This is a genomic window from Pseudomonas sp. SDT291_1_S447 (genome assembly GCF_054070155.1).
The window spans coordinates 1-15,763 of sequence record NZ_JBSVXS010000121.1 but is presented as its reverse complement, the minus strand read 5'-3'; the positions used below and the strand labels follow the sequence as shown (position 1 = coordinate 15,763).

The 15,763-nt window shown below is 59.2% G+C and carries 16 protein-coding genes and 1 tRNA gene; 9 read left to right on the top strand and 8 right to left on the bottom strand.

Features of this window, described 5'->3' with window-relative positions:
• Positions 1 to 109: 109 nt before the first annotated feature.
• A complete protein-coding gene (locus ACW9IR_RS24720) occupies positions 110 to 1,018 on the bottom strand; it encodes a LysR substrate-binding domain-containing protein (RefSeq protein ID WP_457465324.1) in 909 nt (302 codons plus the stop codon).
• Between the two features lie 105 nt (positions 1,019 to 1,123).
• Here ACW9IR_RS24720 and ACW9IR_RS24715 point away from each other — a divergent pair, with 105 nt between their 5' ends.
• The 4 genes from ACW9IR_RS24715 (at position 1,124) to ACW9IR_RS24700 (ending at position 5,104) form a co-directional block, all read left to right on the top strand.
• Positions 1,124 to 1,990 (top strand): pirin family protein, encoded by an 867-nt coding sequence (locus ACW9IR_RS24715; protein ID WP_110719711.1) that lies wholly within the window; start codon positions 1,124 to 1,126, stop codon positions 1,988 to 1,990.
• Between the two features lie 86 nt (positions 1,991 to 2,076).
• Positions 2,077 to 2,760 (top strand): isochorismatase family protein, encoded by a 684-nt coding sequence (locus ACW9IR_RS24710; RefSeq protein WP_064116839.1) that lies wholly within the window; start codon positions 2,077 to 2,079, stop codon positions 2,758 to 2,760.
• Between the two features lie 56 nt (positions 2,761 to 2,816).
• A complete protein-coding gene (ycaC, locus tag ACW9IR_RS24705; RefSeq protein WP_457465323.1) occupies positions 2,817 to 3,443 on the top strand; it encodes an isochorismate family cysteine hydrolase YcaC in 627 nt (208 codons plus the stop codon).
• A 218-nt stretch (positions 3,444 to 3,661) separates the two neighbouring features.
• Positions 3,662 to 5,104, top strand: coding sequence for a mechanosensitive ion channel domain-containing protein (locus tag ACW9IR_RS24700; protein WP_457465322.1), 1,443 nt, complete (start codon positions 3,662 to 3,664; stop codon positions 5,102 to 5,104).
• A gap of 3 nt (positions 5,105 to 5,107) precedes the next feature.
• Here the strand turns inward: ACW9IR_RS24700 and ACW9IR_RS24695 are convergent, their stop codons facing one another.
• Positions 5,108 to 5,689 (bottom strand): GNAT family N-acetyltransferase, encoded by a 582-nt coding sequence (locus tag ACW9IR_RS24695; RefSeq protein ID WP_150705736.1) that lies wholly within the window; start codon positions 5,687 to 5,689, stop codon positions 5,108 to 5,110.
• 129 nt (positions 5,690 to 5,818) lie between these two features.
• On the opposite strand from ACW9IR_RS24695, the gene xth reads away from it, so the two are divergent.
• Both xth and ACW9IR_RS24685 read left to right on the top strand, forming a co-directional pair.
• Positions 5,819 to 6,613, top strand: coding sequence for an exodeoxyribonuclease III (gene xth, locus ACW9IR_RS24690; RefSeq protein ID WP_095047670.1), 795 nt, complete (start codon positions 5,819 to 5,821; stop codon positions 6,611 to 6,613).
• A 101-nt stretch (positions 6,614 to 6,714) separates the two neighbouring features.
• Positions 6,715 to 7,557, top strand: coding sequence for an arylamine N-acetyltransferase family protein (locus tag ACW9IR_RS24685; RefSeq protein ID WP_457465321.1), 843 nt, complete (start codon positions 6,715 to 6,717; stop codon positions 7,555 to 7,557).
• Here ACW9IR_RS24685 and ACW9IR_RS24680 read toward each other — a convergent pair.
• The 3 genes from ACW9IR_RS24680 to ACW9IR_RS24670 are packed head-to-tail and all read right to left on the bottom strand — an operon-like array spanning position 7,539 to position 9,258.
• Positions 7,539 to 7,964 carry a DUF4952 domain-containing protein gene (locus tag ACW9IR_RS24680; protein ID WP_102900936.1) on the bottom strand — a complete coding sequence of 142 codons (426 nt, stop codon included), beginning with the start codon at positions 7,962 to 7,964 and terminating at the stop codon, positions 7,539 to 7,541. The genes ACW9IR_RS24685 and ACW9IR_RS24680 overlap by 19 nt on opposite strands.
• Positions 7,965 to 8,714, bottom strand: coding sequence for a hypothetical protein (locus ACW9IR_RS24675; RefSeq protein WP_102900937.1), 750 nt, complete (start codon positions 8,712 to 8,714; stop codon positions 7,965 to 7,967).
• 49 nt (positions 8,715 to 8,763) lie between these two features.
• The gene (locus ACW9IR_RS24670) at positions 8,764 to 9,258 is read right to left on the bottom strand and encodes a PAAR domain-containing protein (RefSeq protein ID WP_457465320.1); all 495 of its coding nucleotides are present in this window, start codon (positions 9,256 to 9,258) and stop codon (positions 8,764 to 8,766) included.
• Positions 9,259 to 9,468: 210 nt separating this feature from the next.
• Between ACW9IR_RS24670 and ACW9IR_RS24665 the strand changes: the two genes are divergently transcribed.
• Positions 9,469 to 10,992, top strand: a complete 1,524-nt coding sequence (locus ACW9IR_RS24665) for a nucleobase:cation symporter-2 family protein (RefSeq protein ID WP_095123368.1) — start codon at positions 9,469 to 9,471, stop codon at positions 10,990 to 10,992.
• A gap of 229 nt (positions 10,993 to 11,221) precedes the next feature.
• Here the strand turns inward: ACW9IR_RS24665 and ACW9IR_RS24660 are convergent.
• Positions 11,222 to 11,297, bottom strand: a tRNA-Asn gene (locus ACW9IR_RS24660).
• Between the two features lie 219 nt (positions 11,298 to 11,516).
• Between ACW9IR_RS24660 and ACW9IR_RS24655 the strand changes: the two genes are divergently transcribed.
• Complete coding sequence (locus ACW9IR_RS24655; protein ID WP_095123433.1) at positions 11,517 to 11,747, top strand: hypothetical protein; 231 nt, start codon at positions 11,517 to 11,519, stop codon at positions 11,745 to 11,747.
• Here the strand turns inward: ACW9IR_RS24655 and ACW9IR_RS24650 are convergent.
• Both ACW9IR_RS24650 and ACW9IR_RS24645 read right to left on the bottom strand, forming a co-directional pair.
• The gene (locus ACW9IR_RS24650; protein ID WP_053118898.1) at positions 11,744 to 11,944 is read right to left on the bottom strand and encodes a hypothetical protein; all 201 of its coding nucleotides are present in this window, start codon (positions 11,942 to 11,944) and stop codon (positions 11,744 to 11,746) included. The two genes, ACW9IR_RS24655 and ACW9IR_RS24650, sit on opposite strands and share 4 nt — an antisense overlap.
• 227 nt (positions 11,945 to 12,171) lie before the next feature.
• A complete protein-coding gene (locus ACW9IR_RS24645) occupies positions 12,172 to 13,368 on the bottom strand; it encodes an amino acid aminotransferase (RefSeq protein ID WP_007913409.1) in 1,197 nt (398 codons plus the stop codon).
• Positions 13,369 to 13,705: 337 nt separating this feature from the next.
• On the opposite strand from ACW9IR_RS24645, the gene uvrB reads away from it, so the two are divergent.
• Positions 13,706 to 15,721 (top strand): excinuclease ABC subunit UvrB, encoded by a 2,016-nt coding sequence (uvrB, locus tag ACW9IR_RS24640; RefSeq protein WP_007913411.1) that lies wholly within the window; start codon positions 13,706 to 13,708, stop codon positions 15,719 to 15,721.
• The last annotated feature ends 42 nt before the right edge of the window (positions 15,722 to 15,763 follow it).

Below are 15,763 nucleotides of genomic sequence, written 5' to 3'. Positions count from 1 at the left end.
AATATCAGGCAAAAGTCAGTTGAGGGCTTCCCCTCAACCATAGAATCTCCCACATTGGAATGCGTGCTCTTGTGGGAGCGAGCCTGCTCGCGAAGGGCGCACCACCGATTCAGGCAATGTCGCTATGCGCAAACTCCTCCCCGAGAAAATCAATCAACGTACGCACCGACGGCAACAACCCGCGCCGCGATGGGAAAATCGCATGCACCACCCCGCACTTGGGCGCCCAACCCGGAATCAGCTCGACGACGCGTCCGGCGGCAATGTCCTCTCGCACGACTACGCTCGGCAGATGCGCCACGCCAACGCCGGCAATCACCGCCTGGCGCAAGGCAATCAAATCATCGGTAACCATTCGCGGTGTATGCCGAATCAGCGCCGTGTTGTCATTCGGCCCGAGCAGCTCCCACTGATACTCGCGCTGCGCGGCGCCCCAATGCAGGCTCGGCAAACCATTGAGGTCGGCGGGCGAGGGCGGTGACGACAGGCGTTCGACGAACTGCGGGCTGCCGACCACCGATTGTGTGCTGTTGCCCAGCACCTTCATGACCATGTCGGTGTTCTCCAGTGGTGGAAAACGCACCCGCAACGCAATGTCGAATCCTTCGTGAATCAAATCGACCCGGCGGTTGGTGCTCTCGATAAACAACTCCACCAGCGGGTACTTGAGCATGTAGCGCGTGAGCATCGGCCCGACCCAGGAGTTGAGCAGCGCCGTCGGGCAACTCAGACGCACCAGACCTTGAGGTTCGGAGCGGTTGCGTTCGATCAGCTCGGCGGCGCTTTCGGCCTCGACGCGCATGGCGAGGCAGCGCTGGTAATAGGCCTGGCCGATTTCGGTCAATGAACAATGGCGGCTGGTGCGATGCAGCAAGCGCACGCCGAGGCGTTCTTCCAGTTCGGAAATCCGCCGGCTGAGTTTCGATTTCGGCATGTCCAGTGCGCGCCCGGCGGCAGCGAAACCATGATGTTCGACCACTTGGGTGAAGTAGTAGAGGGTGTTGAGGTCTTCCACCATCGTTCTCCAGATAGAACGCTAAGGCTGATTTTTGCAGTCTAGTGCATTAATGGTCATGGATTTAAGCTTGATCCATCGCATCACTCAACCCAATTGGAGACAACCATGAAAAACATCATCGGTATCTACACCAGCCCGCGCGGCCATTGGGTCGGCGATGGTTTCCCGGTTCGCACGCTGTTTTCCTACGACAACCTGGGCAAACACATCAGCCCGTTCCTGCTGCTCGATCATGCTGGTCCCGCCGATTTCACCCCGACCACCGAGCGGCGTGGCGTTGGTCAGCATCCGCACCGTGGTTTCGAAACCGTGACTATCGTTTATGAAGGCGAAGTGCAGCACCGCGACTCGACCGGCAGCGGCGGCGTGATCGGCCCGGGCGATGTGCAATGGATGACCGCCGCTTCCGGAATCCTCCACGAGGAGTTCCATTCGGAAAACTTCGCCAAAACCGGCGGCAAACTGGAAATGGTCCAGCTGTGGGTCAACCTGCCGGCCAAGGACAAAATGGCCGCGCCGGGCTACCAGACCATTCTCGACCGCGACATCCCGAGCATCGTGCTCAAGGACAACGCCGGCAGCCTGCGGCTGATCGCCGGTGAGTTCGATGGCCACACCGGCCCGTCGCGTACCTTCACGCCGATCGACGTGTGGGATCTGCGCCTCAACGCCGGCAAATTGCTGACGCTGGATCTGCATGAAGGCCGCAACACGGCGCTGGTGGTGTTGAAAGGCTCGGTGCAGGTCAATGGTGTGGAAGCGGTGCGCGAAGGGCAGTTGGCGCTGTTCGAACGTGACGGCCAGCAACTGACTCTCGAAGCCAGCCAGGACGCGGTGGTGTTGTTGCTCAGCGGCGAGCCGATCGACGAACCGATCGTCGGCCACGGCCCGTTCGTGATGAACACCGAGCAGGAAATCCACCAGGCCTTCGCCGACTTCCAGTCCGGCCGCTTCGGCCAGATGCACGCTTAACGCACCACCACTCCGCTCTACACAGGATGCGTAGGCCGGTTCGCAGGCCAGGGATGGCTGTTGCCTATAGAAAAGAGGAAACGCCCATGAATACTGTCAATGCAGCGAACTTCGACGGCCAGAAACCGACCATCGATGCCAGTGACGCAGCGATGCTGCTGATCGACCACCAGAGCGGTCTGTTCCAGATCGTCAAAGACATGGACGTGCCGCAACTGCGCGCCAATGCCATCGCACTGGCCAAAGCCGCGACCCTGCTGAAGATGCCGGTAATCACCACCGCCTCGGTACCGCAGGGGCCGAACGGGCCGTTGATTCCGGAAATTCACGAAGCCGCGCCGCATGCGCAATACGTGGCACGCAAGGGCGAAATCAATGCCTGGGACAATCCGGAATTTCACGCAGCGGTCAAAGCCACCGGCAAGAAAACCCTGGTGATTGCCGGCACCCTCACCAGCGTCTGCTTGGCGTTCCCGTCGATCGCCGCCGTGCACGAAGGCTACAAGGTTTTTGCCGTGGTCGACGCGTCCGGCAATCACTCGAAACTGGCCACTGATCTGACAGTTGCCCGTTTGGCCCAGGCCGGGGTGGTGCCGATCGACATCATGGCTACGCTTTCCGAGCTGCAAGGCTCGTGGAACCGTCCCGATGCCGAGCAGTGGGCGGCGGTCTACGCCCAGGCCATGCCGCATTATCAATTGCTGATCGAAAGCTACCTCAAGGCTCAGCAAGTCGCGAACGAACACGAAGTGCTGGATTCCCAGCGCTGATCGAGTCTCCTGATGCCGACGCCCGTCGGCCTCTACCACCCGCGAGGATTACTGCAATGACCACTCAATACAAACGTCTGGACAAGAACAACGCCGCGGTGCTGCTGGTCGACCACCAGGCCGGGCTGCTGTCGCTGGTACGCGATATTGATCCGGACAAATTCAAGAACAACGTGCTGGCCCTGGCCGATCTGGCCAAGTACTTCAAGCTGCCGACGATCCTTACCACCAGTTTCGAAACCGGCCCCAACGGCCCGCTGGTGCCGGAACTGAAAGCACTGTTCCCGGACGCGCCGTACATCGCCCGCCCGGGGCAGATCAACGCTTGGGACAACGAAGACTTCGTCAAGGCAATCAAGGCCACCGGCAAGAAACAGTTGATCATTGCCGGTGTGGTCACTGAGGTTTGCGTGGCATTTCCGGCGCTGTCGGCGCTGGAAGAAGGTTTCGATGTGTTCGTGGTGACGGATGCGTCCGGTACGTTCAACGAACTGACCCGTGAATCGGCGTGGAATCGCATGTCCAGCGCCGGTGCGCAATTGATGACCTGGTTCGGTCTGGCCTGTGAGCTGCACCGCGACTGGCGCAACGACATCGAAGGGCTGGGCACGCTGTTCTCCAACCACATCCCGGACTACCGCAACCTGTTCACCAGCTACAACAGCCTGACCAACGGCAAATAACCCAGGCCTTACGCAATACCTGTAGGAGTGAGCCTGCTCGCGATAGCGGTGGGTCAGTCAAAGAGATTTCGACTGATAGCCCGCCATCGCGAGCAGGCTCACTCCTACATGGGGTTTGTGGTGTTTTGGCGCGGGTGTTCATGCTCTGAAATCAATTGCTCCTACACTTGCTCAATCTGTGCGATCTTCTCGCGATTGGCCCCCGTCGGAGTTGTTTGATGCTGTCTCTGCTCACTGAACACCCGTTGTTCTGCGCGTTGATCCTGATCCTTCTCGATCTGGGCCTGTGGCGTCTGATCAGTTCCCATGGCAGTGAGTGGAAACTGCTGGTGCGGGTGCTGATTTTCACTTTGTTCAGCGTGCTGCTGTTCAACGAAGGTCTCAACCCGATGGAGCCCGCACCGTGGGCCGACAACGTGCCGCTGCATCTGGCGGCGACCGGGTTGCAGATTGGCTGGTGGTTGTTCGGTGCGCGCACCCTGACGGTGTTGATCGGCGCGGTAATGATGCAGCGAGTCGGCCACACCGGGCGGCTGTTGCAGGACTTGCTCGGCGCGGTGATTTTCCTTATCGCGATAATTGCTGCGCTGGCCTACGTGCTGGATCTGCCGGTCAAAGGTGTGCTGGCGACGTCCGGTGCGCTGGCAATCATCGTCGGTCTGGCTTTGCAGAGCACGCTCAGCGATGTGTTTTCCGGGATCGTCCTCAACACCACCAAGCCGTATCAACTGGATGACTGGATTTCCATCGACGGCACCGAAGGCCGAGTCACCGATATCGATTGGCGCGCCACTCGCCTGCAGACCAGTCAGGGCAGCATGGCGGTGATCCCCAACTCGCTGGCGGCCAAGGCGAAGATCATCAACTTCAGTCGGCCGAGCAATATGTTCGGCGTCGCAGTCAGCGTGCAGGTCAGCCCGCATGCGCGGCCCAGCTCGGTAATCGATGCGCTGGAGCGGGCGATGCAGGGCTGCCGCCAGTTGCTCGATACTCCCGCGCCCAGTGTGGCGCTGAAAAGCTCCGGCAGTAGCGGTGCGGAATACGAGATCAGCGGTTTCGTCGCCTCGATGGGCGAGAAGCGTGTGGTGCGCAATCAGTTGTTCGATCTGGCCTATCGGCACTTACAGGCGTCCGGGGTGAGTTTGCTATCGAGCAATGAAACCGGTGCGCCAGCCAACCTTTCGCGGCCACGGGCATTGCTCGACAGCTCGCCGATTTTCTCGACGTTGCGCCAAGAAGAGAAAGAAACCTTCAGCCAGAACATGACCCTGCAAACCTTCCGTGCCGGCGAGACGATTCTTGAGGCGGGGGAGGTCAGCGATCACTTGTTCATTATCGAGTCGGGTGTGGTCACGGTGACCTTGACCCGCCATGGCACGCCGTTCGAGTCCGGGCGCATGGGCCCCGGCGAAGTGATCGGCGAGGCCGGCATACTTTCCGATTCTTCTGTGCCGGCCAAGTTTGCCGCGAAAACCTTCTGCGCCCTGTACCGCATCGAGAAGACTTACCTGAAGCCGTGTCTGGACGCTCGCCACGATATCAGCGATGCCATGAAAACCTTGCTCGATTACCGCCTGCACAAGGCGCAATCGCTGACCGAGGAAACGCCGGTGGTTGCACCGAAAAAAGGCTTCCTGCAATGGCTGCGCAATCGCGCCTGAGCATTACCGGTCGCGGGCGAGTTTCTGTTCCAGTTGTTGGCGTACCTGCGGCCACTCGTCGTCGATGATGCTGAAGCGCACCGAGTTGCGCTTGCGTCCGTCCGGCATGATCCGCTCATGACGGACGATGCCTTCCTGCTGCGCGCCAAGGCGCAGAATCGCGTTGCGTGACTTCTGGTTGTTCTCGTCGGTGGTGAACTGCACACGCACGCAATCAAGCACGTCGAAGGCGTGACACAGCATCAGGTACTTGGCTTCGGTGTTGACGAAGGATTTCTGCCAACTCGCGGAGATCCAGCTGCTGCCGATTTCCAGCTTGCGATTGAGCGGGTCTATTTTCCAGAAGCGGGTTGAACCGATCACTTCCCCGGTGTCTTTCAAGACAATGACAAACGGCATCACGGTACCGGCGTCACGGCCATCGAGGGCTTTTGTCAGGTAGCTGTCGACGGTGCTTGCTGAAGGCACGACCGTGACGGTGAGATTCCACAGCTCGCCGTCGGCGGCCGCGTGGAGCAGGGCGGCGGCATCGGCATACTCAAGCGGGCGCAGAAGAATGCGCTGACCTTGCAGCGTGGTTTTCATAGCGATCAGGTCTCGGCAGTGCGGGCGAAAGGCGAGCGCCTATTACGCCGCACCGGGTGGATCCGATGCAACCGCCACGATGTTCACGAGGTCACAATTTTCACAGCCCACGGGCAGGAGCCTGCGCCGATGAAAAACCTGCGGATCGCCACCTACAACGTCAACGGTTTACGCGCGCGTCTGCCAAATCTGCTGGATTGGCTCAAGCGCGAACAACCGGACATCGCCTGCCTGCAAGAACTCAAGTCTGTCGACACGGCATTCCCCGCCGCAGAGCTGGAGGCCGCCGGCTACGGCGCGATATGGCAGGGCCAGGCTTCGTGGAACGGCGTGGCGATTCTCGCCCGCGACGCGCAACCGCTGGAAAGTCGTCGCGGTTTGCCCGGCGATCCGGATGACAAGCACAGCCGTTATCTGGAAGCAGCGGTGCACGGCGTTCTGGTCGGGTGCCTGTACCTGCCCAACGGCAATCCGCAGCCGGGGCCGAAATTTGATTACAAACTGGCCTGGTTCGAACGGCTGATCAGCTACGCGAAGGACCTGCAAAGCAGCGATCATCCGGTGGTGCTGGCCGGTGACTACAACGTCGTGCCCACTGATATGGACATCTACAACACCCGCTCCTGGCTCAAGGATGCGCTGCTGCAACCTGAGAGTCGCGAGTGTTATCAGCGCTTGCTGGATCAAGGCTGGACCGATTCGCTGCGGCATCTGTATCCCGAGGATCGCCTCTACACGTTTTGGGATTACTTTCGCCAACACTGGCAAACCAATTCCGGCCTGCGCATCGATCATCTGCTGCTCAACCCGGCGCTGAGTCCTTATCTGCATGAGGCCGGCGTAGACGCCTGGGTGCGCAACGAACCGCACGCCAGTGACCATGCGCCGACGTGGATTCGTATCGGCTCGCGCAAGAAACGCTAGCGGGCGATTGGCGAAATCAATTGTCGAAAACAGTGCCCGATCCCGTATACATGGCGACCATCAACGCAGTGACCTGCGGCCCCATGCATAAGGATCGAGCAATGAGTGAGCCACGCCTGACGAATCTGAAGCTGTACCTGCAACGCCTCGGGTTTGATGCCCCGCCGGCGCCCACGCTGGAGAGCTTGCGATTATTGCAACTGCGCCACACCGGCGTGTTTGCTTTCGAGAATCTGGCGACGATCACCGGGGCGCCGGTACTGATAGATCTGCCGTCCATTGAAGAAAAAGTTCTGCTCGGTGGTCGCGGTGGCTACTGCTATGAGCTGAACAATCTGTTTTTTGCCTTGTTGCTTGAACTGGGCTTCGACGCACGCGCTATCAGCGGGCGTGTAGTGATGAATCAGCCGGAAGGCAGCTGGACGGCGCGCACGCACCGCTTGAGCCTGGTGACCATCGACGATGTGCGCTACATCACCGATGTCGGCTTCGGTGGCATGGTGCCGACTGCACCGCTGCTCCTCGACACCGAAGCGGAGCAACCAACGCCACACGAACCTTATCGCATTGAAAAACAGGCCGACGGCTACATGCTGCGTGCCAACGTGGCGGGGGAATGGCGATCGATGTACCTGTTCGATCTGCAACGCCAGGAAGACATCGATTACACCATTGGCAACTGGTACGTCTCGACACATCCTGAGTCACCGTTTACCCAGCGTCTTATGGTTGCGCGTACCGGTGAGGGCTGGCGCAAGACGCTGAACAACGGCAGTTTCGCTGTTCATCGCATGGGCGCCGAGAGCGAGCGGCGTGAGGTCGCGGATGTAGAAGATCTACTCGGCCTGCTTGAGGTTGAGTTCGGGATACGGGTCGCGCGCCCAGAGTTGTTGAGGCCGGTGCTCGGACGCCTTATCCAGCCTGGTCAGGGATCCTCAGCGTAAGCATCGACCTGGATCGTGAAGCGATTGATCCTGGCCCACGACTCCCGTTGCCTGACCTCTGTTTCCTCTGAGCCAATGCTGATCAGGTAGTTGATGCCTGTTGCTGGATCTCTGAAACCATTTTGGGTCGAGTCCCAGACACAACAGGCGCGCGTGATCGGCGAAATCCCGAAGTGCTGTTCAAGGTACTGTTCGGCTTTCGAAGCATTGGCCCCGGATACTTCGTAGCTGGCTGAAAATGGCTGGCCCATGCGATCAAGCGCCTGTTTGCAGCCTTTGAATTCAACAAACGATGGCTTGTCTGCGAGCTTCGACAGAAAGTCATCACAGCCAAAGTCGGCACTGGCGCTGTTGGCAATGACCAGCAACAGCGCGGGTATCAATCGGATAAGTAGAAGCTGTTTCAATTATTTCTCCACCAGCAATTCACCGACATATTTCCCGCCTTCACCTTTGACTCGCCGGCAGATCAGGTAGTCGTAAACATCGTTCCATTTGATCAGCTCATAAAAGGTTACACAGCCGTCGGACAAATGGCCGACGTGGATGTAACGACTGCTGTTGCCTTTTGTGCCTTGCAGTTCAATGGGAAACCAGACGTCGGTGCAATGCAGATTACCTTGTGCCTTGTAGCCACCTGTGGAGATATTTCCGTGGGAGCGGTCGGGTGCCATGATCCGGTGGCGTCCGGGAGGAATCGGGGTAAATTCGCCGCCCCACTGGCTGTTCAGCGTCACCTTCGCCGTTTTGCCATTGAAGCTGACCTGTGCCCATTGCTGCAGGAGTTTGCCTTTGAACTCCGATATCGCATGGGCCGGTGCTCCGGTGTACTTGACCTTGACGGTGGCCGGCGCTGTGGGCGGGGTGTCCATCAGGTACTTCAAGGCATTTTCGGTTTTCAGGCTGGCCGTCTGCCCGACAAACTCAGAATTGCCGTCGGCGATGCGGAAGTAGGTCCGACCACCGGATTCCTTGGTGAAGGTCACTTTGGTGTATTCGCAGAGGGCGACAAGTGTGCCCTTAGGCTCGAGTTTGACACTCAGCCAACCGTTTTCGTCAGCCCGTTTGGTGTATTTGGTGACAACGACCGCCGGATGCGTACTGCCACCCTGTCGGTTCGAGGGAGCCTGGTTATTGTTGAGGATTGCCTGCGCCATGCTGGTTACAGCTCCTTTCAGGTGAATTCAGCCGCTGGTTTTTTTCTGCTCAGGCTAGGTCGTCAGGCTCCAGATGCAGCATTTCGCTCGCGCGGGTCGACACTCTTTGAGTCAGTCCGCGCTCATTGGTGACACCGCGGATTACCTTGCCCGACGCGGTGGTGATCTTGTAAGCGAAGTCGGGTACGGGCTCGCCATCGGCGTCCAGCAACGTGAACTGTTCGTCGAAACCCAAGTTGATCGGCGGAACGGGGCTGATCGCTGCGCCACCGCCGCTCTGGCCAATGATGACGGTGCCGGAACCGCCGACGATAACGTCGCCGTGGCTGCCCAGGCTGCCTTGCGTGGCGGCGTTTTTACCATTGATGAAAACGGTCGCGGAAATGTTGCCGTTGATGGAGCTGCCGCAAGAGGCGGGGTCGCCGAGGCGCGCGGCTGGCAAACCATCGAAGAATACGTTGGGGGAGCCGGCAACTATTTTCTGTGCCGCATGGGCAGGGCATGTCGTGGCATCTGTTGCGCGTGCAGCGGGCTTTCCACTCATGGTGATGTCCTTTTCGTGCCCGGCAGCGGGCATCCATTAATCCGTACGGCGTGGTGCTTGATCCTGCCACGTGATAGGGGAGCACTCAAGTGGTCAGGCCGTTTGAGTGATGAGTAACCCGCCGCTGTTTTTTTGTATACAAAACCATGGACACTTGTCGCGAGTTTTGAATACAGTGTGCGCATAACAAAAACCAGGGAACCCCCCACCATGAAAACGCCCCATGTTTCACACCAACGGCCCGAGGACGAAAATCTCGGGGTCGGCGCGAATATGGCTTATGGCCTGCAACATGTTCTGACCATGTACGGCGGTATCGTTGCGGTGCCACTGATCATCGGCCAGGCGGCCGGCCTGTCGCCGGCGGACATTGGTTTGCTGATTGCTGCTTCATTGTTTGCGGGGGGGCTGGCGACACTGCTGCAAACCCTGGGTCTACCGTTTTTTGGCTGTCAGTTGCCGCTGGTGCAGGGCGTGTCGTTCTCCGGCGTGGCGACCATGGTCGCGATCGTCAGCAGTGGCGGGGAGGGTGGCTTCCAGTCGGTGCTCGGCGCGGTGATTGCGGCTTCCTTGATCGGCTTGCTGATCACGCCGGTGTTCTCACGTATCACCAAGTTCTTCCCGCCATTGGTTACCGGTATCGTGATCACCACCATCGGCCTGACGCTGATGCCGGTGGCCGCACGCTGGGCGATGGGCGGCAACAGCCATGCGCCGGACTTTGGCAGCATGCAGAACATCGGTCTGGCGGCAGTCACGCTGGTGCTGGTGTTGCTGCTGAGCAAGGTCGGCAGCTCGACCATCTCGCGTCTGTCGATTCTGTTGGCCATGGTGATCGGCACGATACTGGCGGTATTCCTCGGTATGGCGGACTTCTCCAACGTCACCACCGGGCCGATGTTCGGCTTCCCGACGCCGTTCCATTTCGGCATGCCGACCTTCCACTTCGCCGCGATTCTGTCGATGTGCATCGTGGTCATGGTGACACTGGTGGAAACTTCGGCGGACATTCTCGCGGTCGGTGAAATCATCGGCACCAAGGTCGATTCCAAGCGTCTGGGCAACGGTCTGCGGGCGGACATGCTGTCGAGCATGTTTGCGCCAATCTTCGGTTCGTTCACCCAGAGCGCCTTCGCCCAGAACGTCGGGCTGGTGGCGGTAACCGGGATCAAGAGCCGTTACGTGGTGGCCACAGGCGGTATCTTCCTGGTTATCCTCGGCCTGCTGCCATTCATGGGCCGGGTCATTGCGGCAGTGCCGACTTCGGTGCTCGGTGGTGCCGGTATCGTGCTGTTCGGCACCGTGGCGGCCAGCGGCATCCGTACGCTGTCGAAAGTTGATTACCGCAACAACGTCAACCTGATCATCGTCGCCACTTCGATCGGTTTCGGCATGATCCCGATTGCTGCGCCGAACTTCTACGATCACTTCCCAAGCTGGTTCGCGACCATTTTCCACTCGGGCATCAGCTCGTCGGCGATCATGGCGATCCTGCTCAACCTGGCCTTCAACCACTTCACCGCCGGTAACTCGGATCAGCAATCGGTGTTTGCGGCGGCGGAAGAGCGGACCTTGCGCTACCGCGATCTGGCGGCGCTGCGTGAAGGCGATTACTTCAGCGACGGCAAGCTGCATGACTGTGATGGCAAGGAAGTGCCGGTGATCGAGCCGGATGATCACGATCATGGGCAGGGTGCGCCGAAGGTGCAGGTGAAGAGTAGCGAGCACGTCTGACGGCTGTCTCTGAATAGAAAAGGGTCGATCTGTTAACCGCAGATCGGCCCTTTTTCATTTCAAGATCAAAAGATCGCAGCCTTCGGCAGCTCCTACACAGATCTCATACTCCGCCGATTCTGCGGATGAACGCTGAATCTGTAGGAGCTGCCGAAGGCTGCGATCTTCTGATCTTTTCGAGCGCCCACAAAAAAGCCCCTGAATCTTTCGATTCAGGGGCTTTGCTATTTGGCTCCACAACCTGGACTCGAACCAGGGACCCAATGATTAACAGTCATTTGCTCTACCAACTGAGCTATTGCGGAATTGGTGCGTATGTTACTGATTCAAAAAGAGAAGTCAAGCATCGGTTGCGAAAATGAGTGAATCTTCGGGACGGACGGTGGTTTGTCAGCGATTGGCGGTTACCAGAACCGTAGCAGAGGTCTACCATGGCCGCCCGGAAGTGGTCACACGCGCTGCCGGCCATTCGCCGAAAAGGTACGTGACATGAAGCAGTCAATCCGCAACAACGAGGTGTTCGCATGAGCATCGCGCAAATCAGCTTGCCCAAAGGCGTCGGCCCCCACGCCGAAAAACTCTTCGACGCAATCACTCAGGCCAGCAGCGCTGAAGAGCTGAACCGCGCTGGCGGCAAGGCCGAAGGGTTCGTCCTCGGCCTGGAAAGCACCAAAGCGATCAAAAGCCAGATCGCCGAATCGCTGTACGTCGTCTATGACGATGCCGCGACTCAGCGCGCGAGCGAACTGGCTTAACTGCCGAAGGTGATAGTGCCCAGCATCAGTTTGGCGTAGGCCGCAGTGGCTGCCAGTTGCACCAGCCACAGCACCAGGCCTCCCAGAAACACCCCGGCGGCGACTTGCAGCACCAGGCTTTTTTCGCGTTTGGCCGAGGCGCGGGGGATGAAATCATCCAGGTCGTCACGGTCGGCGCGCAGGTTGTCGTTTTTCATGTGGTTTCTCTCAAAAAACTCGGGTGTACACAAAACCCTGTAGGAGTGAGCCTGCTCGCGATAGCGGTGTGTCAGACAGTAATGCTTCGGCTGACAGGGCGCTATCGCGAGCAGGCTCACTCCTACAGTTTTTGATTTGTGTGCAGTTTAGAGGGTGTTGGCGCTAGTTTGAGACAAATAAAAAACGGGAAGCCCCAAGGCTTCCCGTTTTTCATCACGCGCTGAAATCAGATGACCTGAACGATCGCATCTGTCACAGCCTTGATGTTGCTCTGGTTCAGCGCAGCCACGCAGATACGGCCGGTGTCCAGGGCGTAGATGCCGAACTCGTTACGCAGGCGATGCACTTGCTCAGTGGTCAGGCCGGAGTAGGAGAACATGCCGCGCTGACGACCAACGAAGCTGAAGTCGCGGCCCGGGGCTTTTTCCGCCAGCAGGGCAACCATCTGCTCGCGCATGCCGCGAATGCGCAGACGCATTTCCGCCAGTTCGGCTTCCCACTGTGCGCGCAGTTCCGGGCTGTTCAAAACAGCGGCAACGATGCTCGCACCGTGGGTTGGCGGGTTGGAGTAGTTGGTGCGGATCACGCGTTTGACTTGCGACAGCACGCGCGCGCTTTCTTCTTTCGATTCGCTGATGATCGACAGGGCGCCAACGCGTTCGCCGTACAGCGAGAACGATTTGGAGAACGAGCTCGAAACGAAGAAGGTCAGGCCGGACTCAGCGAAAAGGCGCACGGCAGCGGCGTCTTCATCGATGCCGTCGCCAAAACCCTGGTAAGCCATGTCGAGGAACGGCACGTGACCTTTGGCCTTGACCACGTCCAGCACGTTGTTCCAGTCCGCCGGGGTCAGGTCGACGCCGGTCGGGTTGTGGCAGCAAGCGTGGAGGATAACGATCGAGCCGTTTGGCAAGGCGTTGAGGTCTTCGAGCATGCCGGCACGGTTTACGTCGTGGGTGGCGGCGTCGTAGTAACGGTAGTTCTGCACCGGGAAACCGGCGGTTTCGAACAGCGCGCGGTGGTTTTCCCAGCTCGGGTCGCTGATCGCCACGACAGCGTTCGGCAGCAGTTGCTTGAGGAAGTCGGCACCGATTTTCAGTGCGCCGGTCCCGCCGACGGCCTGAGTGGTGATGACGCGACCGGCGCTGATCAGCGGCGAGTCGTTGCCGAACAGCAGCTTTTGCACGGCCTGGTCGTAGGCAGCGATGCCATCGATCGGCAGGTAACCGCGCGAAGCGTGTTGAGCGACGCGAATCGTCTCGGCTTCGATCACGGCGCGCAGAAGTGGAATTCGCCCCTCTTCGTTGCAGTAAACACCCACGCCCAGGTTGACCTTGGTGGTCCGGGTATCGGCGTTGAATGCTTCGTTGAGGCCCAGGATTGGATCGCGGGGTGCCATTTCGACAGCGGAGAACAGGCTCATTATTGCGGCGGCTCTGAATGGAGAATGGAGGGACGTGTCGCGCTCCAGCCGGATGCACTAGAGCGGTGCACAAACGGGGAGCTAGTATAGAGGCCATTACGGAACAATGGCGACAGGCGATTCGGCTTTTCGGGTAAGTTTTTCCGATTATTTCTTGACCGTTAGTCGACTGCGCGTGTCAGAGTCTTTACCGGATGTAGGACGTTTGCCTTGAAAGGTGAGGCAATCGCCACCACATTGAGCACAATCCAGGTTTTTTCTTGCGCGACACCGGTCGTTTGCGGTCGTCCCCGTGGTGCTCCGCTTTGCTCGGAATGCCGCGATTCCAGAGGTGTTTATGTCCGAATTCCAGCTCGTCACCCGCTTCGAGCCCGCTGGCGACCAGCCAGAAGCCATCCGCCAATTGGTGGAGGGCATCGAGGCCGGGCTGGCGCACCAGACGCTGCTCGGTGTGACCGGCTCGGGCAAGACCTTCAGCATCGCCAATGTCATCTCGCAGATACAGCGCCCGACGCTGGTATTGGCGCCGAACAAGACCTTGGCCGCGCAGTTGTACGGCGAGTTCAAGGCGTTCTTCCCGAACAACGCCGTCGAATACTTCGTTTCCTACTACGACTACTATCAGCCGGAAGCCTATGTGCCGTCGTCCGACACCTTCATCGAGAAGGATGCGTCGATCAACGACCACATCGAGCAGATGCGTCTGTCCGCGACCAAAGCGTTGTTGGAGCGCAAGGACGCGATCATCGTCACCACGGTGTCGTGCATCTACGGTCTGGGTAGCCCGGAAACCTATCTGAAGATGGTTTTGCACGTCGATCGCGGCGACAAGCTCGATCAGCGTGCATTGCTGCGGCGTCTGGCCGATCTGCAATACACCCGCAACGACATGGATTTTGCCCGTGCGACCTTCCGTGTGCGCGGCGATGTGATCGACATCTACCCGGCGGAATCCGATCTGGAAGCGATCCGCATCGAGCTGTTCGATGACGAGGTCGAAAGCATTTCCGCATTCGACCCGCTGACCGGCGAAGTCATCCGCAAGATGCCGCGCTTCACCTTTTACCCGAAGAGCCACTATGTGACGCCACGGGAAACCCTGCTCGACGCCATCGAACACATCAAAGTCGAATTGCAGGAGCGCCTCGAATACCTGCGCAGCAACAACAAACTGGTCGAGGCTCAACGTCTGGAACAGCGCACCCGTTTCGACCTGGAAATGATCCTCGAGCTGGGTTACTGCAACGGCATCGAAAACTACTCGCGCTACCTGTCCGGGCGTCCGGCCGGTGCCGCGCCGCCGACCCTTTACGATTACCTGCCAGCCGATGCCTTGCTGGTGATCGACGAGTCCCATGTCAGCGTGCCGCAGGTCGGCGCGATGTATAAGGGCGACCGTTCGCGTAAGGAAACCCTCGTTGAATATGGCTTCCGCCTGCCGTCGGCGCTGGATAACCGGCCGATGCGTTTTGACGAGTGGGAAGGGGTCAGCCCGCAGACCATTTTTGTTTCGGCAACCCCGGGCAACTACGAAGCCGAGCACGCCGGGCGGGTGGTCGAGCAAGTGGTACGGCCGACCGGTCTGGTCGACCCGCAGGTTGAAGTGCGTCCGGCGCTGACTCAGGTCGATGATCTGCTCTCGGAAATCAGCAAGCGCGTGGCGGTCGAGGAGCGGGTGCTGGTCACCACGCTGACCAAACGCATGGCCGAAGACCTCACCGATTACCTCGCCGACCACGGTGTGCGTGTGCGTTATTTGCACTCGGACATCGACACCGTCGAGCGCGTGGAAATCATCCGTGATCTGCGCCTCGGCACCTTTGACGTGCTGGTGGGTATCAACCTGCTGCGTGAAGGCCTGGACATGCCGGAAGTGTCGCTGGTGGCGATTCTTGATGCCGACAAGGAAGGCTTCCTGCGTTCCGAACGCTCGCTGATTCAGACCATTGGCCGCGCCGCGCGTAACCTCAATGGCCGGGCGATTCTCTACGCCGATCGCATGACCGGTTCGATGGAGCGGGCGATTGGCGAGACCGAGCGTCGTCGCGACAAGCAGATCGCTTTCAACCTGGAAAACGGCATCACCCCGCGCGGGGTGATCAAGGACGTCGCCGACATCATGGAAGGCGCCACTGTGCCGGGCTCGCGCAGCAAGAAGCGCAAAGGCATGGCCAAGGCTGCGGAAGAGAACGCCAAGTACGAAGCCGAACTGCGCTCGCCGAGCGAGATCACCAAACGCATCCGTGCGCTGGAAGAGAAGATGTATCAGCTGGCGCGGGATCTGGAGTTTGAAGCGGCGGCGCAGATGCGCGATGAGATTGCCAAATTGCGCGAGCGGCTTTTGGCTGTTTGATCAATACGCCCTGACACCAGACCTGTAGGAGCTGCCGAAGGC

What these genes read in the sequence shown, in the direction of transcription:
- ACW9IR_RS24720 (WP_457465324.1), bottom strand. Translation starts at nt 1,018, where the DNA reads ATGGTGGAAGACCTCAACACCCTCTACTACTTCACCCAAGTGGTCGAA.
- ACW9IR_RS24715 (WP_110719711.1), top strand. Translation starts at nt 1,124, where the DNA reads ATGAAAAACATCATCGGTATCTACACCAGCCCGCGCGGCCATTGGGTC.
- ACW9IR_RS24710 (WP_064116839.1), top strand. Translation starts at nt 2,077, where the DNA reads ATGAATACTGTCAATGCAGCGAACTTCGACGGCCAGAAACCGACCATC.
- ycaC (WP_457465323.1), top strand. Translation starts at nt 2,817, where the DNA reads ATGACCACTCAATACAAACGTCTGGACAAGAACAACGCCGCGGTGCTG.
- ACW9IR_RS24700 (WP_457465322.1), top strand. Translation starts at nt 3,662, where the DNA reads ATGCTGTCTCTGCTCACTGAACACCCGTTGTTCTGCGCGTTGATCCTG.
- ACW9IR_RS24695 (WP_150705736.1), bottom strand. Translation starts at nt 5,689, where the DNA reads ATGAAAACCACGCTGCAAGGTCAGCGCATTCTTCTGCGCCCGCTTGAG.
- xth (WP_095047670.1), top strand. Translation starts at nt 5,819, where the DNA reads ATGAAAAACCTGCGGATCGCCACCTACAACGTCAACGGTTTACGCGCG.
- ACW9IR_RS24685 (WP_457465321.1), top strand. Translation starts at nt 6,715, where the DNA reads ATGAGTGAGCCACGCCTGACGAATCTGAAGCTGTACCTGCAACGCCTC.
- ACW9IR_RS24675 (WP_102900937.1), bottom strand. Translation starts at nt 8,714, where the DNA reads ATGGCGCAGGCAATCCTCAACAATAACCAGGCTCCCTCGAACCGACAG.
- ACW9IR_RS24670 (WP_457465320.1), bottom strand. Translation starts at nt 9,258, where the DNA reads ATGAGTGGAAAGCCCGCTGCACGCGCAACAGATGCCACGACATGCCCT.
- ACW9IR_RS24665 (WP_095123368.1), top strand. Translation starts at nt 9,469, where the DNA reads ATGAAAACGCCCCATGTTTCACACCAACGGCCCGAGGACGAAAATCTC.
- ACW9IR_RS24655 (WP_095123433.1), top strand. Translation starts at nt 11,517, where the DNA reads ATGAGCATCGCGCAAATCAGCTTGCCCAAAGGCGTCGGCCCCCACGCC.
- ACW9IR_RS24650 (WP_053118898.1), bottom strand. Translation starts at nt 11,944, where the DNA reads ATGAAAAACGACAACCTGCGCGCCGACCGTGACGACCTGGATGATTTC.
- ACW9IR_RS24645 (WP_007913409.1), bottom strand. Translation starts at nt 13,368, where the DNA reads ATGAGCCTGTTCTCCGCTGTCGAAATGGCACCCCGCGATCCAATCCTG.
- uvrB (WP_007913411.1), top strand. Translation starts at nt 13,706, where the DNA reads ATGTCCGAATTCCAGCTCGTCACCCGCTTCGAGCCCGCTGGCGACCAG.